The 23,478-nt window shown below is 69.8% G+C and carries 19 protein-coding genes; 10 read left to right on the forward strand and 9 right to left on the reverse strand.

Going from position 1 to position 23,478, the window contains the following annotated elements:
* Nucleotide 1: 1 nt before the first annotated feature.
* The 5 genes from PP359_RS10665 to PP359_RS10685 form a co-directional block, all read right to left on the reverse strand.
* Nucleotides 2–3,028 carry an alpha-mannosidase gene (locus tag PP359_RS10665; protein ID WP_499250543.1) on the reverse strand — a complete coding sequence of 1,009 codons (3,027 nt, stop codon included), beginning with the start codon at nt 3,026–3,028 and terminating at the stop codon, nt 2–4.
* A 46-nt stretch (nt 3,029–3,074) separates the two neighbouring features.
* On the reverse strand, nt 3,075–3,935 hold the full coding sequence (locus PP359_RS10670; protein ID WP_499250544.1) for a carbohydrate ABC transporter permease: 861 nt from the start codon (nt 3,933–3,935) through the stop codon (nt 3,075–3,077).
* On the reverse strand, nt 3,932–4,867 hold the full coding sequence (locus PP359_RS10675; RefSeq protein WP_499250545.1) for a carbohydrate ABC transporter permease: 936 nt from the start codon (nt 4,865–4,867) through the stop codon (nt 3,932–3,934). Before PP359_RS10675 ends, PP359_RS10670 begins: the two co-directional genes overlap by 4 nt.
* A 5-nt stretch (nt 4,868–4,872) precedes the next feature.
* Entirely contained in the window at nt 4,873–6,237 is a 1,365-nt protein-coding gene (locus tag PP359_RS10680) for an extracellular solute-binding protein (RefSeq protein WP_499250546.1), read from the reverse strand.
* A 118-nt stretch (nt 6,238–6,355) separates the two neighbouring features.
* Complete coding sequence (locus PP359_RS10685; protein WP_499250547.1) at nt 6,356–7,573, reverse strand: ROK family transcriptional regulator; 1,218 nt, start codon at nt 7,571–7,573, stop codon at nt 6,356–6,358.
* Between the two features lie 176 nt (nt 7,574–7,749).
* On the opposite strand from PP359_RS10685, the gene PP359_RS10690 reads away from it, so the two are divergent.
* Entirely contained in the window at nt 7,750–8,898 is a 1,149-nt protein-coding gene (locus PP359_RS10690) for an acyl-CoA dehydrogenase family protein (RefSeq protein ID WP_499250548.1), read from the forward strand.
* A 4-nt stretch (nt 8,899–8,902) separates the two neighbouring features.
* Nucleotides 8,903–9,679 carry an enoyl-CoA hydratase-related protein gene (locus PP359_RS10695; RefSeq protein WP_294978181.1) on the forward strand — a complete coding sequence of 259 codons (777 nt, stop codon included), beginning with the start codon at nt 8,903–8,905 and terminating at the stop codon, nt 9,677–9,679.
* On the opposite strand, the gene PP359_RS10700 is transcribed toward PP359_RS10695, so the two are convergent.
* Nucleotides 9,666–10,184 carry a MarR family winged helix-turn-helix transcriptional regulator gene (locus PP359_RS10700; RefSeq protein ID WP_499250549.1) on the reverse strand — a complete coding sequence of 173 codons (519 nt, stop codon included), beginning with the start codon at nt 10,182–10,184 and terminating at the stop codon, nt 9,666–9,668. The two genes, PP359_RS10695 and PP359_RS10700, sit on opposite strands and share 14 nt — an antisense overlap.
* Before the next feature lie 154 nt (nt 10,185–10,338).
* On the opposite strand from PP359_RS10700, the gene PP359_RS10705 reads away from it, so the two are divergent.
* The 3 genes from PP359_RS10705 to PP359_RS10715 are packed head-to-tail and all read left to right on the forward strand — an operon-like array spanning nt 10,339 to nt 13,744.
* Entirely contained in the window at nt 10,339–11,115 is a 777-nt protein-coding gene (locus PP359_RS10705) for an electron transfer flavoprotein subunit beta/FixA family protein (RefSeq protein WP_061683826.1), read from the forward strand.
* 17 nt (nt 11,116–11,132) lie between these two features.
* Nucleotides 11,133–12,140 carry an electron transfer flavoprotein subunit alpha/FixB family protein gene (locus tag PP359_RS10710; protein WP_499250550.1) on the forward strand — a complete coding sequence of 336 codons (1,008 nt, stop codon included), beginning with the start codon at nt 11,133–11,135 and terminating at the stop codon, nt 12,138–12,140.
* Entirely contained in the window at nt 12,140–13,744 is a 1,605-nt protein-coding gene (locus PP359_RS10715; RefSeq protein WP_499250551.1) for a cytochrome b/b6 domain-containing protein, read from the forward strand. Before PP359_RS10710 ends, PP359_RS10715 begins: the two co-directional genes overlap by 1 nt.
* Nucleotides 13,745–13,908: 164 nt before the next feature.
* Here the strand turns inward: PP359_RS10715 and PP359_RS10720 are convergent, their stop codons facing one another.
* Complete coding sequence (locus tag PP359_RS10720) at nt 13,909–14,427, reverse strand: GNAT family N-acetyltransferase (RefSeq protein ID WP_036289977.1); 519 nt, start codon at nt 14,425–14,427, stop codon at nt 13,909–13,911.
* Nucleotides 14,428–14,570: 143 nt separating this feature from the next.
* Here PP359_RS10720 and PP359_RS10725 point away from each other — a divergent pair, with 143 nt between their 5' ends.
* Complete coding sequence (locus PP359_RS10725; protein ID WP_036317546.1) at nt 14,571–15,131, forward strand: acyl-CoA thioesterase; 561 nt, start codon at nt 14,571–14,573, stop codon at nt 15,129–15,131.
* Nucleotides 15,132–15,150: 19 nt separating this feature from the next.
* Here the strand turns inward: PP359_RS10725 and PP359_RS10730 are convergent, their stop codons facing one another.
* The gene (locus PP359_RS10730; protein ID WP_061683823.1) at nt 15,151–16,032 is read right to left on the reverse strand and encodes a LysR family transcriptional regulator; all 882 of its coding nucleotides are present in this window, start codon (nt 16,030–16,032) and stop codon (nt 15,151–15,153) included.
* 161 nt (nt 16,033–16,193) lie between these two features.
* On the opposite strand from PP359_RS10730, the gene PP359_RS10735 reads away from it, so the two are divergent.
* Both PP359_RS10735 and PP359_RS10740 read left to right on the forward strand, forming a co-directional pair.
* Nucleotides 16,194–19,892 carry a proline dehydrogenase family protein gene (locus tag PP359_RS10735; protein WP_499250552.1) on the forward strand — a complete coding sequence of 1,233 codons (3,699 nt, stop codon included), beginning with the start codon at nt 16,194–16,196 and terminating at the stop codon, nt 19,890–19,892.
* Nucleotides 19,892–20,437: a GNAT family N-acetyltransferase gene (locus tag PP359_RS10740; RefSeq protein ID WP_499250553.1), complete on the forward strand. Its 546-nt coding sequence runs from the start codon at nt 19,892–19,894 to the stop codon at nt 20,435–20,437. Before PP359_RS10735 ends, PP359_RS10740 begins: the two co-directional genes overlap by 1 nt.
* 111 nt (nt 20,438–20,548) lie before the next feature.
* On the opposite strand, the gene PP359_RS10745 is transcribed toward PP359_RS10740, so the two are convergent.
* On the reverse strand, nt 20,549–21,304 hold the full coding sequence (locus tag PP359_RS10745; RefSeq protein ID WP_347417850.1) for a hypothetical protein: 756 nt from the start codon (nt 21,302–21,304) through the stop codon (nt 20,549–20,551).
* A 106-nt stretch (nt 21,305–21,410) separates the two neighbouring features.
* Between PP359_RS10745 and ddaH the strand changes: the two genes are divergently transcribed.
* Together ddaH and rocD are read left to right on the forward strand one after the other, a co-directional pair.
* The gene (gene ddaH / locus PP359_RS10750) at nt 21,411–22,253 is read left to right on the forward strand and encodes a dimethylargininase (protein ID WP_294979985.1); all 843 of its coding nucleotides are present in this window, start codon (nt 21,411–21,413) and stop codon (nt 22,251–22,253) included.
* Complete coding sequence (gene rocD, locus PP359_RS10755; protein ID WP_499250554.1) at nt 22,250–23,473, forward strand: ornithine--oxo-acid transaminase; 1,224 nt, start codon at nt 22,250–22,252, stop codon at nt 23,471–23,473. Before ddaH ends, rocD begins: the two co-directional genes overlap by 4 nt.
* Nucleotides 23,474–23,478: the final 5 nt, after the last annotated feature.

Genomic DNA, 23,478 nt, shown 5'->3' on the forward strand with positions numbered 1-23,478 from the left:
ACTACGCCCGCGGCATCCGCAGGGTGACGATCTCGAACGGCCTCAGTGCGAGGTCGGCGTGCGCCGCGTCCGCCGAGACGACTGCCGTCTGAGCGACCTCGCGCTCCAGCAGATCGGTCTGGACGACGCCCGTCGCCGCGAACCCGAGGCTCACGCGTGCCGCGGCACGACGGCCAAGGGCTTCGTAGAGGCGCACGACGACATCGCCGCTGCCATCCTCGGCGAGCTTGACCGCCTCGATCACGACGCCCTCGTGGCCCACGCTCACGAGCGGCGGGATCTCGGTCACGTCCGCCTCGATCGTCCGCACCGGGAGGTTCGCCCGGTAACCCTCCCGCACCGCCGTGAGGACGTCGGCGCCCACCACGACTCCCACGTGCAGGCGGTGACGACCCTGATCCTGCGTCGGGTCGGGAAACAGTGCGCCGCGCACGAGCGACAGCCGTGCGGTCGTCACCGTGCCGCCGCCGTCCCGCCCCTGGCGGGTGATGTCGTGGCCGTAGGTCGAGTCGTTGACGATCGCGACACCGAAGTCGGGTTCGGCCACCCGCACCCAGCGATGGGCGACGGTCTCGAAGCGCGCGGCATCCCACGACGTGTTCGTGTGGATCGGGCGTTCGATGTGGCCGAATTGGATCTCCGAGGCGGCGGTGTGGGTGTGCACGTCGAGGGGGAACGCGAACTTGAGCAGCTTCTGCTGCTCATGCCAGTCGATGTCGAGGTCGAACGACAGCACCCGCGATCCCTCGTCGAGCCGGATGCGCTCGACGAGCTGCGATGAGCCGAACGAGCGCGTGACGATGATCACGTCAGCCTCGACGACGATCGATGCGGCGGCCTCGAGACCGGTCACGTGGTGGCGATAGTGGGCGTCGATGTCCCACGCGTCCCACTGCGTCGGGGTGTCGCGGTGCAGCTGCGGCAGTCCGAGCGCGCCGCCCGGGGCCACGGCCTCGCGCCCCGAGGCGTGATCGACCAGCGAGGTGACGAGGCCGCGGCCGTCGATGTGGGCGCGGACGATGCCGTTGTCGAGCACCCATCCGTGCCCGTCCACGCGGGGCGTGACGGATGCCGGGAGCGCCGCAGCCGCGCCGCCGAGCGCCGGTGCGCCGGCCCGCTCGTGCGGCGCCGCGTTGACGGCGAGCAGATGTGGCCCTGTACCGGCGATCGCCGCGAGGCTGTCGGCGATGATCTCCTCCAGCTCGCCGGCGACGGCCGCGTAGTTGCGCTCCGCGTCGCGGTGGACCCAGGCGATCGACGATCCGGGGAGGATGTCGTGGAACTGCTGCAGCAGCACCGTCTGCCAGATGCGGGTCAGACGCTCGGCCGGATACGGCGCGCCGACCCGGACGGCTGCGGTCGCCGCCCACAGCTCGGCTTCGCGCAGCAGGTGCTCGCTACGCCGGTTGCCCTGCTTGGTGGGCAGCTGGCTCGTGTACGTGCCGCGGTGGAACTCGAGGTAGAGCTCGCCGGCCCACACCTCTGGCTCGGGGTACTCAGTCTCCGCCGCGGCGAAGAAGCGCGCCGGCGTCGAGTGCACGGTGCGCGGCGAGCCCTCCAGCGACGCCGCGCGCGCGATGGCCGCCGTCATCTCCCGCGTCGGGCCGCCGCCGCCGTCGCCGAAGCCGTAGGGCAGCAGCGACACCGTGCCGCGGCCCTTGTCGGCGTAGTTGCGTTCGGCATGGGCGAGGTCTGCCGCGGAGACATCGGAGTTGTACTTGTCGACGGGCGGGAAATGGGTGAACAGGCGCGTGCCGTCGATGCCCTCCCACTGGAAGGTGTGGTGCGGCATGCGGTTCGTCTCGTTCCAGGAGATCTTCTGGGTGAGGAACCATCGCGCGCCGGCGGCCTTGGCGATCTGTGGCAGTGCGCCCGTGTAGCCGAACGAGTCGGGCAGCCACACCTCCGGGGTGTCGATGCCGAACTCACGCTGGAAGAAGCCCTTCCCGACAACGAACTGGCGGGCGAGCGCCTCGCCGCCGGGCATGTTGGTGTCGGATTCGACCCACATGCTCCCCACCGGGATGAAGCGGCCTTCTCGCACGCGTTCGACGATGCGCGCGTACAGGTCGGGGTAGTACTGCTTGACCCACGCGAACTGCTGGGCCGAGGAGCTGGCGAACACGTAGTCGGGGTCCTCGTCCATGAGCGAAAGCACATTGGAGAAGGTCCGCGCGACCTTGCGTGCGGTCTCGCGCACCGGCCACAGCCAGGCGGAGTCAATGTGGGCGTGCGCGACGGCGTGCAGTGTGTGCGCACTCGCGTGCGCCGGGCGCGCCAGCAGCGGAGCGAGCACGGCGCGGCCCGCGGTGGCGGTACCCGATACGTCGTCGGGGTCGACGGCGTCGATCATCGCCTCCAGGCCCGCCAGGATCTCGGCACGGCGGGGGCTGCCGGCATCCAACTGCTCCGCGAGTCCGCGAAGCGCCACTGTGTCGGCGCGAAGCGCGGCGACCTCGAGGTCGCGGAGGGCCACATCCACCTGCCGCAGCCGATAGATGTGATCGGTGCCGGCCGTCGCAGGGTCGCCCAGCGGCGTCGGTTCGAACGTGAAGAGGCTGCCCACGTCGGGGTTGGATGCCGCCTCGATGAACACGTCGATGCGCCCGTCGGCGTCGATCGCCTCCGTCACGGCGTTGTTGAACGGCGCGATGCCGCGCAGCGGCCGGCCGTCTACCGTCCAGACCATCGCCTCGCTCTGGAAGCCGACCTGGCCGCTCGTGAATCCGAGGTCGACGAGCAGTTCGGCGCGCGTGCCCGGGGGGAGAGCCCCCTCGGCATCCCGCCAAGACGGCGGCACGTCGCCGTGCACGCGCAGCCACGTCGTGCCCCAGGGCCGTCCCCACGCCCGTCCCGTCTCGAATGGCGAGAAGTCAGCGGCGCTCGCTTCGGCGAAGGACACCGGCTCACCCGGCGCCTCCCACAGTTCGACGTGGAGGGGCGTGGTAGCGCGGTGGATGTTCGCGGTGAGCCGCTCGCGGAGGAAGCGGTCGATGCGCAGCTCGGCGAGAGCGCTGCGGTCGTGCATGGGGAGGTCCTTTCCGGACAGGGGGGAGGTGAGAAAGGGGTCGGGCTCAGCCCTTGACGCCGCCGGCGAGGGCGAAGGAGCTTCCGGTCAAGCGCTGCATCAGCAGATACAGCACGAGGATCGGCACGGAGTAGACCATCGCGAAGGCGGCGAGCTGCCCATACGCGACAGCGCCGTGGTTGCCGAAGAACTGGAAAATTGCGACGGATGCCGGCATCTTCTCCGCGCTGAACAGCAGGACGAACGGGACGAAGAAGTTCCCCCATGCCTGCGTAAACACGAAGATGAAGACGACGCCGATGCCGGGACGCATGAGCGGCAGCACGATCTGCGCGAGCGCCCGCATCGGCGAGGCGCCGTCGACCCAGGCTGCCTCCTCAAGGGACACGGGCACGGAATCCATGAAGTTCTTCAGCATCCAGATCGCCATCGGCAGCGACGTCGCCGTCATGAACAGCACGACGCCCAGCAGGGAATCCAGCAACTTCAGCTGCACGAACATCGCGTACACCGGCACCATGAGCGCCGTGATGGGAAGGCAGGAGCCGAACAGCACGCTGTAGAGGAACCCGCGCTGGAAGCGCATGTTGAACCTCGACAGCGGGTAGGCGGCAAGGATGCCGACGACGACCGTGAGCGCGGCGGTGCCGAACGAGATGATCGCCGAGTTCCACAGCGGCAGGTACGACTGGTTGAACGTCAGCACCTGGGCGAAGTTGTCGACGGTGACGCCGTCGGGGATCGACATCGACACGGTCGCCGCCGGATTGATCGAGGACAGGACGATCCACGCGATGGGTACGACGAAGACGACGCCGAGCACCACGAGGACGATGTTGGCGAGCCAGCGCCCGCGGCGGCGGACGGGGGAGTCGACGGTCAGGGTGCTGATGGCTGCGACGCTCATGACTCCACCTCGGGCTTGAGGATCTTGATGTAGATCACCGCGAACACCGCACCGAGCATGATCGTGACGGCGGCGATGGCGGTGCCGTACCCGACCTGCGCGAACTTGAACGCCTCCTGGTATGCGAGCACAGGAAGCGTCGAGCTGCGCGTACCGGGGCCGCCGCCGGTCATCACCCAGATCAGACCGAACGTGCCGACGGTCTGCAGCGTGGTCAGCATCAGGTTCGTGGCGATCGAGCGGCGGATCATCGGCAGGGTGATGAGGAAGAAGCGCTGCACCGAGTTCGTGCCGTCGATCTGTGCGGCCTCGGTGATCTCCGGAGGAACCTCGGCGAGGGCGGCGTTGTACACGAGCATCGAGAAGGCGGTGCCGCGCCAGATGTTGGCGAGAATGACCGCGAGCATCGGATAGTCGATGAGCCAGCTGATGCTGCCGAGCCCGAGTGAGGTGAGCGTCGCGTTGAGCGTGCCGTCGGAGGAGAAGAAGGCATAGAGAGCGAAAGCGGCGACGATCTCGGGCAGCACCCAGGAGATGACCACCAGGGTGCTCACGACGGTGGACAGCATCTTCGATCCCGCGCGCGTCAGCACGGCCAGGGCCATCCCGAGCACGTTCTGGCCGATGATCGCCGAGAAGAACACGAACGAGAGCGTGAGGCCGACCGAGCTCCAGAAGTCGGGGTCGGAGAACAGCGAGATGTAGTTGTCGAGCCCGATGAACTGAGGCTTCGCAGCGCGGTACCCGGTGAGGGCGGCGTTGGTGAGGGAACCCCACAGCGCGAAGATCATCGGTCCCACGAGGAAGATCACGAGCAGGATGATCGCGGGGATCAGCGGGGTGGAGCGCGACAGTGAACGGAGGGTGCCGCCCCGCCTGCGCTCGGCCCCGTCGAGGGCCGAGCGCAGGGGCGACCGTGCGATCGTCGACATGGTGGTCAGTTGCCCTGAGTCACCTTCTGCGCCCCGACGATCTTGGTGAGCGCGCCGTCGTAGGTCTTCGCGGCCTGCTCCGGAGTCGCATCACCGGTGATCACCGACTCCGTCGCCTGCTGGATGGCGCTGGAGATCTGCGAATAGTCGGGCGTTGCCGGGCGGAAGTGGGTGACCTTCACGAGGTCGGCGAAGAACTTGAAGGTCGGGTTGTAGCCGAGGTAGTCCTGGGAGGTGGCGACGTCGTCACGGACGGCGATCTGGCTGTTCTCCGTGTCGTACTTGAGGGTGTTCTCCTTGTTCAGCGCCATCGCGATGAAATCGAATGCCGTCTTGGGGTGCTTCGTCTGCGAGCCCACCGCGAGCGTCCATCCGCCTGACATCGAGGTCGCGCCCGGGTCCGCACCGTCCTGGGTCGGCATCTTCGCGAGGCCCATCGTCTGCTGCCAGGCCGGCCACGCGTGGTCGCCGGTCATCCATCCGCCCGGCAGCCACGATCCGTCGATCGCCATAGCGACCTTGCCCTGCGGGATCAGCTCGGTCGACACGCGGCTGCCGATCGTGGGGTCCAGAGCGAGATCGAGCGGTGTCGCGAGGCCCTTGTCGTAGAGCTCCTTGTAGAACGACAGCGAGTCGGCCATGCCCTTCGAGCCCGTCACCCACTTCTGGGAATCGTTGTCATACAGAGTCGAGCCGGTGCCGTACATGAGCATCTCGAAGCCCTGCATCGAGGTCTGCTCGCCGGCGGCCTTGCCGCCGTAGATGTTGAGCGGCGTGACGTCGGGGACGGCGGCCTTGATCTTCTCGGCGGCCGTGATGATGTCGTCCCAGGTCTTCGGCTGCCAATCGGCGGGCAGACCCGCCTTCGCGAAGATGTCCTTATTGAAGTAGATGCCACGGGTGTCTGTTCCCATCGAGACGCCGTACGTCTTGCCGTCGTCGCCGAGGCCGGCCTGCTTGGCCGCATCGTAGAACTGGCTCCAGTCCGCCCAGTTCGCGACGTAGTCGTCGATCGGCAGCAGGTATCCGGCGGCGGAGTCGGACTTGATCTGGAAGGTGTCCTCGTAGATGACGTCCGGCGCGGTTTCGGGCGAGCCGTTCATCAGAGCGAGCTTGGTGAAGTACTGGTCTTCCGACTCGATCGGCTGCAGTTTCACGGTCGCGCCAGGATTGGCGGCCTCGAACTCGGGCTTGACCTTCTGGAAGAGGTCGTCGAGTTGATGGAAGGCCGCCGTCTTCTGATAGACGACAGTGATGGTCCGCTCGCCGGACTCGGTGGCGGGGGCGGCGGGGGCGCTGCCGCTGCAGCCGGTCAGGGCGAGTCCGGCCACCGTGATGGCGGCGGCAGCGCCCAGAACTTTGTGTCGCATTCCTGCTCCTTTGCTAGGGGATGGCGTCAGCTCGGCGCTGAGCGTGATTAATCTATCAACTTGATAAATGAGGTCAAGTCACGATTGCATCTCGACGAGCAATGAGCGCGGATCGCTCTCAGCCGGTGATGAGCAGGTGCGAGGGGCGTGCGGTGAAGGCACCGTCCAGCACGAGACAGGCGGCTCCGACGGCGGCGACATCCGTGCCGAGGCGCGATTCCCGCAGGGTGAGCGGGCGCACCGTGGTCATGCCACCGGTGCGGGGCAGGGCATCTGCGACGGCGGGCCGGAGGAACGGGCTCAGGCGCGCCCAGACGGGACCCCCGAGGACGGCGTCGGTCAGATCGAGAAGGTTGTCCAGCTGCACGAGGGCGCGTGCGATGCGTGCGGCGGCCCGGGTCAATGCCGCGGCAGGCTGCGGTTCGCCTTCCAGTGCTCGCAGGCACAGCTCGTCCAGTGCCGCGCGGGGGTCGCGCGGCGTCGTCTCCCGGGCGGAGCGGAGGCCGGCCTCGCTGAGCAGTGTCGCCGGTTCGAGCGAGACTCCGAGGCACCCACGCGCGCCGCACCCGCATGCCGGTCCATCCGGGTCGACGATCAGGTGGGCGATGTCCCCGGCGTTGGAGCTCGCCCCGCGCAGAGGAGTGCTGTCCAGGGATAGTCCGACGCCGGCGCCGGCGCCGTAGTAGAAGAACAGGGCGTCGCCCAGATCGCCGGCCGGTGTCACCCACAGCTCGCCGACCATGGCGGCGATCACGTCTTTCTCCAAGAGCGCCGGGAGGCCCGTCGTCATCGCCAGGTCCTCCCGCAGCGGCGTGTCCGACCACTCCGGCAGCAGGGGCGGGTTCAGCAGCAGGCCGGCATCCGTGTCGAGAGGGCCGGGCGCGGCGATGCCGACGCCCAAGACGCGACTCGGATCGGGCAATGAGGTGACGAGATCGCTGGCGACCTCGCTGATCGCCTGGAGCTGTCGGCGGCTGGAGGCGCCGGTCGGCTGGATCTCCCTGTGCTGGACGATGCGACCCGCCAGGTCGAGCAGCACCACCGTGGTCACCGCGGGGTCCAGGTGCACGCCGATCGCGAAGCGCGCCGAGGGTTCGAGCGCGAGCATCGTCCGAGGCTTGCCCGGTCCCGTCCCCACTTTGCCTGCCTCGGCGATGAACCCTTCCGCCGTGAGTCGGCGGGTGACGTTGGTGAGGGTCTGTGCGGACAGTCCGGTCTTCTCGGCGAGCTCCACCCGGCTCATGCCGTCGGGGGAGCGCCGGATGAGGTCGAGGATCAGCGCCTGGTTGTAGTTGCCCACCCCGAGGAGGTTCGACCCGCGCGTACTGAGCACCATCGCCCTCCTCCCGTGGTCTGCGCCTTCACGCTAGTACGCGTGACAGCCGGGCGCCCACAGGAGACGCATTGGAGCGTCGCGCGAGATACTAGGACGTCCATGTAAAATGATCGCTGTGCCCTACCGGGCGCACTTCCGGCTGTCGATCTGTTTCACAAGGACGTGACGCGATGAGCATGACTGTGTCCCCTTCCCTCTCCGCCGATGAGCGGGGAGCCATCCTCGAAGCCGTCCGCGACTTCGCCCGGACGCGGCTGGAGCCGCACGCGCTGGAATGGGATCGCGACAAGCACTTTCCGCGGGATGTGCTCGCCGACGCCGGCGAACTCGGCCTCGGAGGGCTGTACGTGCGTGAGGACGTCGGCGGCACCGCGCTGACGCGCGAGGACGCCGCACTCGTCTTCGAGCAGCTGTCGATGGGTGATCCCACGATCGCCGCGTACATCAGCATCCACAACATGGTCGCCTGGATGATCGACACCCACGGCACTCCGGCGCAGCGCGAGCAGTGGCTGCCGCGTCTGATCACGCTTCGCGACCTCGGCGCCTACTGCCTCACGGAGCCCGGCGCGGGCTCGGATGCCGCGGCCATCACGACCAGCGCGATCGCCGACGGCGACGGCTATGTGCTCACCGGGGTCAAGCAGTTCATCTCCGGGGCGGGGGAGGCGGCGGTCTATGTCGTCATGGCCCGCACCGGCGAGCCCGGTGCGCGGGGCATCAGCGCCTTCCTGGTGCCGGCGGATGCCGCGGGTCTGAGCTTCGGACCCAACGAGCGCAAGATGGGGTGGAACGCGCAGCCCACCCGTCAGGTGATCCTCGACGAGGTGCGGGTGCCGGCATCCGCTCTGCTGGGCGGCGTGGGCGAGGGGTTCCGCATCGCGATGAGCGGGCTCAACGGGGGGCGGGTCAACATCGCGGCCTGCTCCGTCGGCGGCGCCCAGTGGGCGCTCGATCGTGCCGTGCGCTACGTGCACGAGCGGTTCACGTTCGGCGAGGCCCTCGCCGAACGGCAGAGCGTCGTGTTCGCCCTCGCCGACATGGCCACGCAGCTGCAGGCGGCCCGGGCGATGGTGCGCGACGCGGCTCGCGCGATCGACGCCCGTGCCGACGACGTCGCCGTGCAGTGCGCCATGGCCAAGCGCTTCGCCACCGACGCCGGCTTCGAGGTGGCCAACCGGGCGCTGCAGCTGCACGGCGGCTACGGGTATCTGCAGGAGTACGGGATCGAGAAGGTGGTGCGCGACCTTCGTGTGCATCAGATCCTGGAGGGTACGAACGAGATCATGCGGGTCATCATCGGTCGCGACGTTCTGGGAGCATGAGCACATGAGCGACTACTCCACGATCCTCGTCTCCACCCGCGGCCGCGTCGGATGGATCACCCTGAACCGGCCCGAGGCGCTCAACGCGCTGAACTCGACCCTGGTCGAAGAACTCGCCGCCGCGGCGGCCGCGTTCGATGCCGACGAGGAGATCGGCTGCATCGTCGTCACCGGCTCGGAGCGCGCCTTCGCCGCCGGCGCCGACATCAAGCAGATGGAGGACCGCTCTGCCGTCGAGATGTCGCTGCGCAACCCCTTCGTGGGCCTCGAGGCCTTCTCGCGCGTACGCACGCCCGTCATCGCGGCCGTCGCGGGGTACGCGCTCGGAGGCGGCTGCGAGCTGGCGATGGCGTGCGACATCATCCTGGCTGCCGACACCGCCCGCTTCGGTCAGCCCGAGATCACTCTCGGCGTCATCCCCGGCCTCGGCGGCACGCAGCGTCTGCCGCGTGCGATCGGTTACTACAAGGCGGCAGAGCTCGTGCTCACGGGACGGATGATGGATGCCGCCGAAGCCGAGCGGGCCGGCCTGGTCTCCCGCATCGTGCCCGCCGCCGACCTGCTCGCCGAGGCAGAAGCGATGGCCGAGCAGATCGCCGCGAAATCGCTTCCCGTCCTGTACGCCGCCAAGGAGTCGCTGCGCGCCTCGCTGGAGACCGGCGCCGCCGAGGGGCTGCGCTTCGAGAAGCAGGTCTTCACATCACTGTTCGCGCTGGACGACCAGAAGGAGGGCATGGCCGCCTTCCGGGAGAAGCGTGCGCCGCGATTCACGAATCGCTGACGACATCGCCCGCCGACCGGCGCAGTCGGGCGACGATCGCGACGAGGTCTTCCACGTCGTCGGCTGTCAGGCCGGGCGCGGCGAACACGGCGTCGTTGAGCGCCGCGGTGGCCTGAGCCGCGAGGTCACGCCCTGCCCTCGTCAGGGCGACCAGCGTCGCCCGACGATCGCCGGGGTGCGGCTCGCGCGCGACGAGCGCGGCCGCTTCAAGGCGGTCGACGGTGTTCGTCACGCTCGTCGGGTGCACTTGCAAGCGGCTCGCCGCCGACGACAGCGGCATCCGTCCGTTACGGGTGAAACTCAGCAGCGTCAGCAGTTCGTAACGGGCGAACGTGAGCGAGAACGGCTTCAGGGCCTCGTCGACGCGCGCGAGCAGAATCTGGTGCGCCCGCATGATGCTCGTCACCGCCGTCATCCCTGCCGCGGCGTCGACCCAGCCGTGCGCCACCCACTGGCGGCGGGCCTCTGCGATCGGATCGCGTGGCGACGACGGCGTGCGGCTCACGGGCATCTCCTCGAACGGCTCGGCGCCCGGAGTGCCGTGCGCGCTGGTCTCACGCTAGCGCGGACCTCGATCCGTCCCCACGGATGATCCTGAGTCTCAACGGATGCGATACTGAGTCGCACCTTCTAGAATGAATGCGTCGCAAGGAGAACCGATGAAGATCGTGGTGCTGGTCAAAGAAGTCCCCGACACCTACGGCGACCGCAAGCTCGACCTCGAGACCGGTCTCGCCGAGCGCTCGGCCTCCGAGCGCGTGCTCGATGAGATCGGGGAGCGCGCACTGGAGGTGGCTCTGTCGTATGCCGACGCCCACCCCGGCACGGAGGTCGCTGTCGTCTCGATGGCATCGGAGGAGGCTGCGGCCACCATCCGCAAGGGGCTCGCGATGGGCGCGGCATCCGCTCTGCAGGTCGTCGACCCGGCGCTGGCCGGCGCAGATCTGGGCGTGACCGCGGCCGTGCTCGCCGCGGCGGTGCGGCGAGCCGGGTTCGACCTGGTCATCACCGGCAATCTCTCCACCGACGGCACCGGCGGCGTCCTTCCGGCGATGATCGCCGAGCACCTGCAGGTGCCGCAGGCGACCGCGCTGTCGTCGGTCACCATCGGCGAGGGGGAGATCACCGGCACGCGCGCCACCGACTTCGGCACCGCGCAGGTCAGTGCGACGCTGCCGGCCGTCATCTCGATCACCGAAGCCCTCCCGGATGCCCGGTTCCCGAACTTCAAGGGCATCATGGCGGCGAAGAAGAAGCCGTTCGAGACCGTGTCGCTGGCCGACCTCGGCGTCGACGTGGACCCGTCCGCGGCCGCGCAGTCGATCATGACGGCGGTCGCCGAGAAGCCTCCGCGCGGTGCGGGAATCAAGATCGTCGATGAGGGCGACGCGGGCGACAAGCTCGCCGCCTTCCTCGTCGAGAACCGACTGGCCTGAGAACGGTGCGGGGAACGATGACGATGGAGAACGTGATGGTGGATGTCGCCTCGGACGCGATTCTCGTGCTGCTGGATGTCACCCCGGCCGGTGAGCTGGCCGGCTCGGCCGCCGGACTGCTCGGCGCCGCCGCCGGCATCGGCACGCCGGTCGCGCTGGTCGTCGCCGGTGAGGAGGCGCATGCCGCACTCGCCGAGGCGGCGGGTGCGCTGGGGGCTGCGGTCGTGCTCACCGCGGGGCTGGGCGGTGCGGACGGATCGCTGACGGTTCCTCTGGTCGATGCCGTGGACGCGGCATCCGCGCTCGTGAAGCCCGACGCCGTGCTCGTGTCGAACTCCATCGAGGGCCGCGACATCGCCGGACGGTACGCGGCACGCTCGCGCGCGGCTCTGGCCGTGGATGCGGTCGGCGTCTCCCGCGACGACGAGGGCGTGCTCGCGCAGCATTCCGTCTACGGCGGGGCGTACAACGTCACGAGCGCAGCCACCTTCGGTCCTCTCGTGGTCACGGTGCGCCAGGGGGCGGTCGAGGCCCGTGCCGCGGCCGTCGCCGAGCCGCGGGTGGTGCCGCTGGAGGCCGCCGCCTCGGGCGCGCCGGCGGCGCGCATCACCGGATTCGAAGCCGAAGTCGCCGCGTCGTCGCGGCCGGAGCTGCGCGGCGCGGCGAAGGTCGTCTCCGGAGGGCGCGGACTCGGCTCGGCCGAGAAGTTCGCGCTCGTCGAACAGCTCGCCGATGCCCTCGGCGCGGCTGTGGGCGCGTCTCGCGCGGCCGTGGATGCCGGATACATCCCCTACTCGCACCAGGTCGGGCAGACCGGGGTATCGGTGTCGCCCCAGCTGTACGTGGCTCTCGGCATCTCGGGGGCCATCCAGCACAAGGCTGGCATGCAGACCGCGAAGACGATCGTCGCGATCAATAAAGACGGCGACGCCCCGATCTTCGACATCGCCGACTTCGGCATCGTGGGGGACGTGTTCACGGTCGTCCCGCAGCTGATCGCCGCCCTCGACGCCAGGAAGGCCTGATGGCGACCGGCGGATCGTCCATGCGCCGCGGCTTGCCGCGCGTCGCCGGTGGAGAACCGTGGCCGCCGGCCGCGAGCGCGCCCGCCGAGGCCGTCGTGGACGCCTCTGCGCCCGCGGCAGCGGTCGTCGAGGCGGCAGCGGGGCGACCCGCCGAGCCGTCGACGGGCTCGGGCGAGCCGCCGGCGCTCGCGACGGCGTCCGCGCCCGAGCGCAGCGGGACGACGGTCGTCCGCCGCGGCCTGCCCCGCGTCGCCGGCGGCGAGCCGTGGCCGTCCGCGGACGTCGTGGCTGCCGCGGGCCCGGGGCCGACGCCCTCTGAGGTCGCCTCCGCCCCTCCGGCGCCCCCGCTCGCCGCCGCCCCTCCGGCGCCCCCGCTCGCCGCCGCCGACGGTGACACCTCCGTGCGCCGCGGGCTGCCGCGCATCGCGGGTGGCGACGCGTGGCCACCCGCCGGCACAGTCGCCGCCGTCTCTTCCCCGGCCGCCGCCGTCTCCTCCCCGGTCGCCGCCGATGCTGCGGCGGACGGCGCGGGTACTGCGGCCGAGGAGGCCGCACCCGCGGCCGACCTCCCGCTCATCGGCACCGCCACCGAGGCGCCGCGCGCCCCGTTGAGCGTTCCGCAGACCGCGTGGGCCGGTCGCGCCGCGTGGCGTCGGCCGCAGCCGAAGCCCGAGCCGCAGCGGATCGGGCCTTTCACGAAGACGCAGTGGGCGGGCGCCGTCGTGGTCGGCGGAATCGGCCTGCTGTTCGCGGCGGGCATGGCCGTGCTCGCGGTGCGATTCCTGCTGAGCCTGGACGGCATGCGCGACTTCCTCGCGACCTACCCCGGGGAGTACCACCTGCCTGCCGGTGCGCCCGTCGGCATCCCCGCGTGGCTCGGCTGGCAGCACTTCTTCAACGTCTTCCTGATGGTGCTGATCATCCGCTCGGGGCTCACGATCCGCCGCGAGAAGCGGCCGAGCGTCTTCTGGGCGCCGAAGAACAACCCCAAGGGCAAGACGAGCCTGACGATCTGGTTCCATCAGGCGCTCGACATCCTGTGGCTCATCAACGGCGCCGTCTTCATCGTGCTGCTGTTCGTCACCGGCCAGTGGATGCGGATCGTCCCCACGAGCTGGGAAGTCGTCCCCAACGCGCTCAGCGCCGCGCTGCAGTACGTCTCGCTGGACTGGCCGACCGAGAACGGCTGGGTCAACTACAACGCGCTGCAGCAGCTCGCCTACTTCTCGACCGTCTTCATCGCCGCCCCGCTCGCCGCGATCACCGGCTTCCGGATGAGCGGGATGTGGCCGAAGAAGAACCTGAAGCTCAGCGCCGCCTACCCGATCGAGTGGGCGCGCAAGGTCCACTTCCCGGTGATGCTGTTCTTCGTCGTGTTCATCGTCATCCACGTCGTTCTCGTGCTCGCGACCGGGGCGCTGCGCAACCTCAACCACATGTACGCCGCGCAGGGCTCGGTCGACCCGACGGCCTATGCCGACAACTGGACCGGCTTCTGGCTGTTCGTGGTCTCGCTCGTGGTCATCGCCGCCGCGTGGGTCGTCGCCCGCCCGCTCGTGCTCGCCCCGATCGCCCGCCTGTTCGGCACGGTCAGCGGGCGCTGACGCGCGCGATCAGCGTCCCGACAGTGGCCGCCGCTCAGCCGAGCATCTCCGCAGAATGCGACGAACTCCGCATCCGATCGGCGATCTGGATGCGGAGTTCGTCAGAATCTGCGGAGTTCGTCAGCGCGGTGGGGCCGGCAGAACCCGCGACGCGGCAGGCGCGATCAGCGCACGAAGCGGACCTCGGTGAGCGTCTCACCGAGGAACGGCTCGGTGTGCGTGGCGCCGTCGAGCGTGAAGCCGTTGCGCGCGTAGAAGCGGTGAGCACGCGGGTTGTCCGCGGCGACCCAGAGGTAGAGCTCCTCGTCGGCGTCGACCGTCGCGTCGAACAGCTGCTGCCCGATGCCGGTGCCGTGGAACTGGTCGAGCAGGTAGATGAAGTAGAGCTCACGCGTGCGCGGAGCGTCGCGGTCGCGCGCCGGGCCCGAGCCGGCGAATCCGACGATCTCGCCGCCGACGAGGGCGGCGAACATCTTGAACTCGGGTCCCTGCTGGGCCCAGTGCGTCCACAGCTCGGCGAGGCGCTTGGGAGAGACGTTCTCGAGAGCGGCCTTGCTGATGAGGTGGTCGTAGGTCTCGTGCCAGCACGTCGCGTGGACCCGTCCGAGGGCCTCGGCATCCACGTCACGAACGGGACGGACGACGGTGTCGGTCTGCGCGGTGATGTCGGTGGGGGCTTCCATGGCCAGACTCTACGGCGGCCCTTCCGATTCACGAAATCGATGGATGCCGCGCTCCACCCTCGTCGTGGCGACACCACGAGGACTGTGGGAACCCCACAAGAGATGCCGGGGGCCCATCGGGGAATCCGCTAGCATCGCGCTTCGTGAACGTATGGTGGCGGACCCTCCTGACGATCTGGCGCGCGAAGGTGCTGCTGCATCGGCGCGGCCCCATGCCGCCACGCAGTGTCGGTCGGCTGCGGCTTCGGACGCTGCCCACCGACATCGATCTGCTCGGCCATATGAACAACGGTCGATACGCCTCGCTGTTCGACCTCGGCCGCTTCGACCTGCTGATCCGCACCGGCATCTGGGATGCGATGAACGCGCAGGGCTGGTACGCGGTGGTCGCCAGCGAGACGGTGACCTTCCGCAAGTCGCTGCAGCTCTGGCAGCGCTTCACGGTCGAATCCCGCCTGTACGCCCACGATGACAAGGCCGTCTACCAGATGCACCGCGCGGTCGTGGACGGCGAGGTCTACGCCGAGATGATCGTCCGCGCGCGCTTCCTGCGCCGCACCGGCGGCGTGGTGAACACCGACGAGCTCTTCGAGGCGCTCGAGCGGCCGGATGATCTCCCACCGCTGCCGCAGTGGGTGGCCGACTGGGCTCGCGACAGCGCGCTGCCCTCGACGAAGGCCCCCGCGCCGAGCGAGTGGGACTGACCCCGCAGGGATGCCGGCGTCAGACCCGACGCGCGACGAACGCGTCGGCGAGAGCCTCGCGGACGCTGCGGATGCCGGGACGGTTGCGGCTGGATCGGCGAGCCGCCGTGAAGATCTCACGCGCCGGGTCGCCCGGAAGCGCGCTGAGGTGCACCGGGGGCGCACCGCCGGCCCACAGCAGATCGGGCAGCAGTCCGACGGCGTGACCGGCGGCGATCAGCTCGGCATGCCCGCTGAGGTCGGCGAGCTCGAAGCGGACATCCGGCTCGAACCCGGCGGCGCGGCACTGCTGCATCGCCCACTCGCGCGCCGCCGTGCCGCGCGGCTCCATCACCCAGGCGTGTTCGGCCAGGTCGGCCAGCGGCCCGATGGCGCGCGCCGTCGCCAGCCGGATCGGATCGACGCCGAGCAGATCCCGATCGAGCGCCGATCGGTGCGGGCGAGTGAGCCCCGGGTACTGCTCGGCGATCGCGAGGTCGAAGCCGCGCGCTCCGAGCTCGAACAACCCCTCTTCGGGCGGCAGCTCGGAGATCTCCACGCGCAGGCCCGGCGTCCGCTCGGCGAGCAGGGTCAGGGCTGCGGGCACGAGAGCGCGGGCCGCTGTCTGCAGCACGGCGAGACGCACCGGCGCGATCCCGAGGCGGGTGTCTTCCAGTTCGCCGCGGATCTCCTCGTCGGCATCGAGGGCGCGCGCCGCGTAGGCGGCCAGCGTCTCACCGTGCGCGGTCAGCCGCACGCGGCGTCCATCCGGAGCGAGCAGCGCCACTCCCGCCTCGCGCTCCAACTGCGACAACTGCTGCGAGATCGTGGACGGGCTGTACGCCAACGCCTGTGCGACGGCGGCGATCGTGCCGCGCTGGGCGAGTTCGTGCAGCAGTCGGAGGCGTCTCAACTCGAACACGCCCGCTCCTTCCGTCACCCGTCGCCGTCGTCTCGGCTGCGTCGTGGTCGCGCCGGAGAAAACATCGCTGTCATCGAACGATATCCGTCAAAGATCATCGCTTTTGCCGAATCATATGCGTGCCTCACGCTGGACGCATGGACACAGTGCACTCTGGAGACGTGACCGACGACACCACCACGCCTCCTTCGGCATCCGCGCTCGCCGACAGCGCCATCTCGCTGGCGCGACGCTGGGTGGACGAGTCTGCGGCTGCCGACGTCGATCCCGCCGCCGAACGGCTGGCGGGCGTGCTCAAGGATCCGCACGGGCTGCCGTTCACGATCGGCTTCGTCGACGGTGTCATGCGTCCCGAGTCGTTGAGCGCCGCCGCGGCGAACCTGCAGCGCGTGGCGCCTCTGGTTCCGCAGTTCTTGCCCTGGTACCTGCGGGCGGCGGTGCGCACCGCGGGTGCCGTCGGGCCGGTTCTTCCGGCGCCGACGGTGCCGATCGCGCGCAAAGCGCTGCGCGAGATGGTCGGGCACCTCATCGTCGATGCCCGGCCCGACAAGCTGGGCCCCGCTCTGACGGCCATCCGGGAATCCGGTGCGCGCCTCAATCTGAACCTCCTGGGCGAAGCCGTGCTGGGCGAAGCCGAAGCGCTGCGCCGCCTGGAGGGCATCCACGATCTCATCCGTCGCGACGACGTCGACTACGTCTCGGTGAAGGTGTCGGCCATCGCGAGCCACATCTCGATGTGGGCCTTCGACCAGGTCGTCGACCGGGTGGTCGACCGCCTGCTCCCGCTGTACCTGACGGCCGCCTCCTCGGCGGGGCCCGAGTCCGCTCAGACGTTCATCAATCTGGACATGGAGGAGTACCGCGACCTCGACCTGACGATCGCGGTGTTCACCCGGCTGCTGGAGGATCCGCGGCTGCGTGACCTGGAGGCGGGCATCGTCCTGCAGGCCTACCTTCCCGATGCGTTGCCGGCCCTGCGGCAGCTCACCGCCTGGGCTCAGCAGCGGGTCGACGGCGGGGGCGCCCGTATCAAGGTGCGACTCGTCAAGGGCGCGAACCTCGCGATGGAACGGGTGGATGCCGTCATGCACGGCTGGCCGCTGGCCACCCATGCGAGCAAGCTCGACGCCGACGCCAGCTACCTCCGGTGCCTCGACGAGGCGCTGCGGCCGGAGAACTCGCGCGCGGTGCGCCTCGGCGTCGCCGGCCACAACCTCTTCGACATCGCGTACGCGTGGTTGCTCGCGGGGGAGCGCGGCGTCCGGGACGACGTCGAGTTCGAGATGCTCCTCGGCATGGCACAGGGACAGGTGGCGGCGGTCTCGCGCGAGGTCGGCCACGTGCTGCTGTACGTGCCGGTCGTGCGGCCCGACGAGTTCGATGTGGCCATCAGCTACCTCGTGCGCCGGTTGGAGGAGAACGCGTCGAGCGACAACTTCCTCTCGGCCGCTTTCGACCTTGCCGAAGATCCGGCGATGTTCGCGCGGGAGCGCGACCGCTTCCTCGCCTCGCTGCAGCGGGCGGCCGACCCCGCGCTTCCCGTCGGGCCACAGCGCACACAGACGCGGCGGGACGACGCGGCGAGCCGCGCAGCGACCCCCGCCCTCACCCGTCCGGAGCCCGCAGTCGAAACGGCGGAGGGAGCCGCCGACGGCGATCTGACGCAGGTGGTTCTCGGCATCGCCGACGGTCGGGGTGACGGTGGGTCGTTCGTCGACACCGCGGTCTTCGACCTCCGTGAATCCGTCCGCGCCGAGGGTGCGCCGGGGTTCGCGAACGCGCCCGACACGGACCCCGCGCTGCCGGCCAACCGTGCCTGGGCCGACGAGATTCTGGCTCGGATTGCCGGGTCGAGCGCCGGAGAGTCGACCATCGCCGCTGCGCGAATCGACGATTCGGCGTCGCTCGAAGAGACGGTCGCGCGCGTTCGGGCCGCCGGCACACGGTGGGGCGCCGTGCCCGCGGACGATCGAGCGAAGGTTCTGCGTGCGGTCGCGCGTGCGCTCGAGGCTCGGCGCGGCGAGCTCATCGAGGTGGCCGCGAGCGAGACCGGCAAGGTGTTCGCCGAAGCCGATGTCGAAGTCAGCGAAGCCGTCGACTTCGCCAACTACTACGCGGCGACGGCGCGCGAGCTCGATCGGGTGAGCGGCGCGGTCTTCGTGCCTGCGGCGCTCACGGTGGTCGCGCCGCCCTGGAACTTCCCCGTCGCGATCCCCGCCGGCGGCGTGCTCGCCGCGCTCGCGGCGGGCTCGGGTGTCGTGTTCAAGCCGGCTCCTCAGGCGCGCCGTTGCGCGGCCGTGGTCGCCGAGGCCGTCTGGGCGGCGTTGGACCTCGAGGGCGTCGACCGCGACATCCTCGCGCTGGTCGACGTCGACGAGGAGGAGCACGGCCAGCAGCTGATCGCGCACCCCGATGTGGATCGTGTGATTCTCACCGGCTCGTGGGAGACCGCGCAGCTGTTCCGCTCCTGGCGGCGCGACCTGCCGCTGCTCGCCGAGACGAGCGGCAAGAACGCCATGATCGTCATGCCCTCCGCCGACCTGGATCTCGCGGCGTCTGATCTGGTGAAGAGCGCCTTCGGTCACGCCGGGCAGAAATGCTCCGCCGCCTCGCTCGCGATCCTGGTGGGACCGGTGGCGCGCTCGGAGCGGTTCGCGCGCCAGCTCGTCGATGCCGTCCGCTCACTGCGCGTGGGAGCGCCCTCCGACCCGTTGAGCGAGGTCGGGCCGGTGATCGAGGCGCCGCGCGGCAAGCTCGAGTGGGCCCTCACGACCCTCGAGGAGGGTGAGAGCTGGCTGGTCGCTCCCGAACTCATCGAGGGTTCGGCCGACGCCGATGCTGCTCTGGCCGGGCGCCTGTGGCGGCCCGGCATCCGCGTCGGGGTGCGGCCGGGCTCGCGCACGCACCTCGAGGAGTTCTTCGGCCCGATGCTCGGCATCATGCACGCCTCCTCGCTGTCGGAGGCGGTCGAGCTGCAGAACGCCGTCGCGTACGGCCTGACGGCGGGGCTGTACACGCAGGACCCGGCCGACCTCGAGCTGTGGCTCGATCAGGTCGAGGCGGGCAACCTCTACGTCAACCGCGGCATCACCGGTGCGATCGTGCAGCGCCAGCCGTTCGGCGGCTGGAAGCGCTCGTCGGTGGGGGCGGGGACGAAAGCCGGCGGCCCCAACTATCTCGTCGGACTCGGCTCGTGGCGCGCATCCGCTGGGGGCGCGCCCTCGTCGACGCTGCACCTGCGTGGGCTCGACGGGCGCATCACCACGCTCATCGAGTCGGCCCAGCCCTCGCTGGACTACGAGGCCTTCGAATGGCTGCGCCGGGGTGCGCTGTCGGACGCGGTCGCCTGGGATCGGGAGTTCGGCCGCGTCAAGGACGTGTCACGGCTCGGTGTGGAGCGGAACCTCTTCCGGTATCGGCCCGTCGAGGTGGCGGTGCGCGCGACGAAGGATGCCGCGTGGCAGGCCCTGCTGCGCGTCGTGGTCGCGGGCGTTCGCGCGGGTGGCGGGATGACGATCAGTGCACCGGTGGGGCTTCCGGCCGGCGTGCGTCGCGCGCTCGGTGATCTCGACATCGCGGTGTTCGTCGAGACCGACGAGCAGTGGATCGAGCGCCTGCAGGCGGCACGCGAAGACGGTGACGCACCGCGCGTGCGGCTGGTCGGGCCGGCGGCATCCGTCGCCCGCGTCCACGACGCCCTCGTCAGTGCGACCGACGGTGACGTCGACATCGCCGTCTACGCCGGAGAGGTCACCACCGCCGGCCGCATCGAACTGCTGCCGTTCCTGCGCGAGCAGGCCGTGTCGATCACTGCGCACCGCTTCGGCAACCCCGACGACTGGAGCGCGGAGGTCATCTGATGCAGCCGGCGTTCGTCGAGGTCCGTGAGCTCTCGGCATCCGACGTCGATCGGATCGAGGCGGATGAGCCACCCGGCAAGGGCTTCGTCCGCGAGATGTGGCGGCTTCAGGTGCTCGGCCGCAGCATGCTGCTGGTCGCGTGGGTCGGCGACGTCCCGGTCGGGTCGGGACAGCTCGATCTCGGCGCAGCGCCGATCGAGCTGAAGAACCTGAACGTCCGGCCGGACCGCCGGGGTCAGGGCGTCGGCACGGCGCTCGTCGTCGCCGCCGAAGCGTGGATGTGTGCACACGGCCATACCCGGTTGAGCCTGGGCGTCGCCGTGGACAACCCCGCTGCGCGGCGCCTGTACGAGCGCCTGGGCTACGTCGCAACGGGTGAGATGTCCACGGTCACCTATGACTATGTGGATGGCGAGGGCCTGGCGCGCACGGCGACGGAGACCGACGAGCGCCTCGTGAAGGTGTGGAACGCAACCGTCGCCGACGCCCCCGCGAGAGAAACAACTTATCTTTCTGGCGATGGAAGGTCGCGCGAGCGAGCATGATTCTGGCGCATCTGGGGAGCGCCAGACGGGGATCGACTCACGCGCGGTTGCGCGTCCGATCGGACCGTCTTGTGACACGCCGGGGGGAGTGTCGCTCTGGGGCCGGGGGATTCACTCGACCCCAGAGCTCCCGCCCGATTCGCAGTCGCGCTCGTCCGTCTCGACCGGAACCATCAGCCCATACACCAGTGCGCGCACTCCGAGACCGAGAAGGGTCCACGCGCCTTCGGGGAATTCGTCCGATGCGCTCGCCGCGACGATCGGGTGGGGAATGCCCTCGATCGCCCGCAACGCGAACCCCTCCGACATCGCGGCCAGCAGCTCGGTGAAGTCTTCGATGGTGAGCGGAGAGCGCAGACGCAGCCCGTACGCCTCCATGAGGTAGACGTAGAACTGCGCGAACGCCGCGATGGATCCCTGATGGCGCTCTCGGGTCGCCTCCTGCAGCTCGGGCCAGGTCTCGGCCGTCGCCCGCAGGGCCAGAGTCACGAGGAACTGCTGCGCGTCCAGATCGTGGGTCGGATCGTCGGTGTCGAGTGTGATGCTCTGCACATGCGCGGCAGTCGCCGTGCGGATCACCTCGTCACCGTCGGCACCCGCCGCGACGAGATCCTCGATCGCGGCGCGCGGATACTCGGCGGGGTCGCTGCGGATGCGCAGCCGCACCATCGCCACTGCGAGATCACGCTGATAGTCGCTCTGATCGGCCCACAACCGATACGCCGCGCCGGTGGTCAGCCCCGCCCGTCGCAGTACTTCCTGCAGACGGATGTGCTGCACACCAGCCGCCACGCCGCGCTCCAGCAGCATCTGCATGCCGACGCGCAACAACAGTGCGCGCGTTTCCTCTCCCGTGCGGCGGGCCATGGGACGAATCTACTCAGGGGAATGAAACCCGCAACGGTCTTGACAGTCTCGGCGGATGCCGAGGGTGCTCTGGCAGAATGGGGATGGCGAGGAACGAGGATCTCGAATGCCCGACCGTATCGCCCACCACCGCCGCTACCTGATGTGCCGACCGGAATACTTCACGGTGCGCTATTCGATCAATCCGTGGATGGAGCCGGCGCGACCGACCGACACGGCCAAGGCCGTGCGTCAGTGGCAGACGTTGTACGACACGTATCTCGCCCTCGGGCACGAGGTCGAACTGATCGACCCGCTGCCGGGACTTCCCGACATGGTCTACACGGCCAACGGCGGTTTCGTCGTCGACGGCCGAGCGCTCGGAGTCCGCTTTCGTGTTCCGGAACGGCGAGGGGAAGAGCGTGCGTTCATGGACTGGTTCGCCGCCGCCGGCTTCGAGGTGATCGAACCGGTCGAGGTGCAGGAGGGCGAGGGGGACTTCCTTCTCGTCGGCGACACGATCCTCGCCGGCACCGGATTCCGCTCCACCGGTGACAGTCATCGCGAGGTCGCCGATGTCTTCGGCCGCGAGGTCGTCTCCCTCCGCCTGATCGATCCTCGGTTCTACCACCTCGACACCGCGATCTGCGTGCTCGACCCGGTCGAGGGTGAGGGCGGGGTGGATGCCGCGAACATCGCCTACCTGCCCTCGGCGTTCGACGAGGCGTCGCTGCGGCTGCTGGAAGAGCGTTACCCCGACGCGATCCTCGTGTCGGACGAGGACGGCGCCGTGTTCGGCCTGAACGCGGCATCCGATGGCCGTCACGTCTTCCTCTCCCCGCGCGCCACCGGGTTCGATGCCCAGCTGCGCGATCGGGGCTACGTTCCCGTTCCCGTCGACCTGTCAGAGCTGCTGCTCGGCGGCGGGGGCATCAAATGCTGCACGCTCGAACTGCGAGGAAAGAAATGAGCTCCGCCATCTCCATCGACGAATCCTCCGCCGCCCTCATCGCGGCCGAGGACGAGCACGTCGCGCACAACTACCACCCGCTGCCGGTCGTCATCGCCCGCGGTGAGGGGGCCTGGGTGACCGACGTCGAGGGCAAGCGCTACCTCGATCTGCTGGCCGCCTACTCCGCCCTCAACTTCGGTCACCGCCACCCCGCCCTGGTGGCCGCGGCCACCGCGCAGCTGGGCCGGGTCACGCTGACGAGCCGAGCGTTCCACAACGATCAGCTCGGCACCTTCGCCGCGGCGCTCGCGGAGCTGTGCGGCAAGGACCTCGTGCTGCCGATGAACACCGGTGCGGAAGCCGTCGAGACGGGTATCAAGGTCGCCCGCGCATGGGCGTACCGCACGAAGGGGGTGGCCGCGGATGCCGCGACCATCATCGTCGCCGACGGCAACTTCCACGGGCGCACCACGACGATCGTCGGCTTCAGCGACGACGAGCAGGCTCGCGCCGGCTTCGGCCCCTTCACGCCCGGATTCGTCCGCGTGCCCTACGGGGATGCCGACGCCATCGCCGCCGCGATCGACGAGAACACCGCCGCCGTGCTCGTGGAGCCGATCCAGGGCGAGGCCGGCGTCGTCATTCCGCCCGACGGGTATCTGCGCGCCATCCGCGCGCTGTGCGACCGGGAGGGCGTGCTCTTCATCGCGGACGAGATCCAGTCCGGGCTCGCGCGGGTCGGCACGACGTTCGCGTGCGACCGCGAACAGGTCGTGCCCGACGTGTACCTGCTGGGCAAGGCGCTCGGCGGCGGGATCGTGCCCCTGTCGGCGGTGGTCGCCGACCGCGACGTCCTCGGGATCATCCGTCCCGGCGAGCACGGGTCCACGTTCGGGGGCAACCCGCTCGCGGCGGCCATCGGTGCCCAGGTGGTGCAGATGCTGGCATCGGGCGAGTTCCAGGCGCGCGCCACCGCGCTCGGTGCGCACCTGGAGTCCACCCTCGAGCCCCTCGTCGGCAATGGCGTCACCGCGATCCGTGTCGCGGGGCTCTGGGCGGGCGTCGACGTCGATCCGACACGGGGGACGGGACGCGAGATCGCCGAGCGGCTGCTCGCGCGGGGGGTCCTCGTGAAAGACACGCACGGCCAGACGATCCGCATCGCTCCGCCGCTCGTGGTCCGGGCCACCGAGCTGGACTGGGCGATCGAGCAGCTACGGCTCGTCCTCGAGGGCTGAGCCCC

This window comes from Sphingomonas sp. BLCC-B65 (assembly GCF_028550675.1).
In the GTDB taxonomy this organism is placed as follows: domain Bacteria; phylum Actinomycetota; class Actinomycetes; order Actinomycetales; family Microbacteriaceae; genus Microbacterium.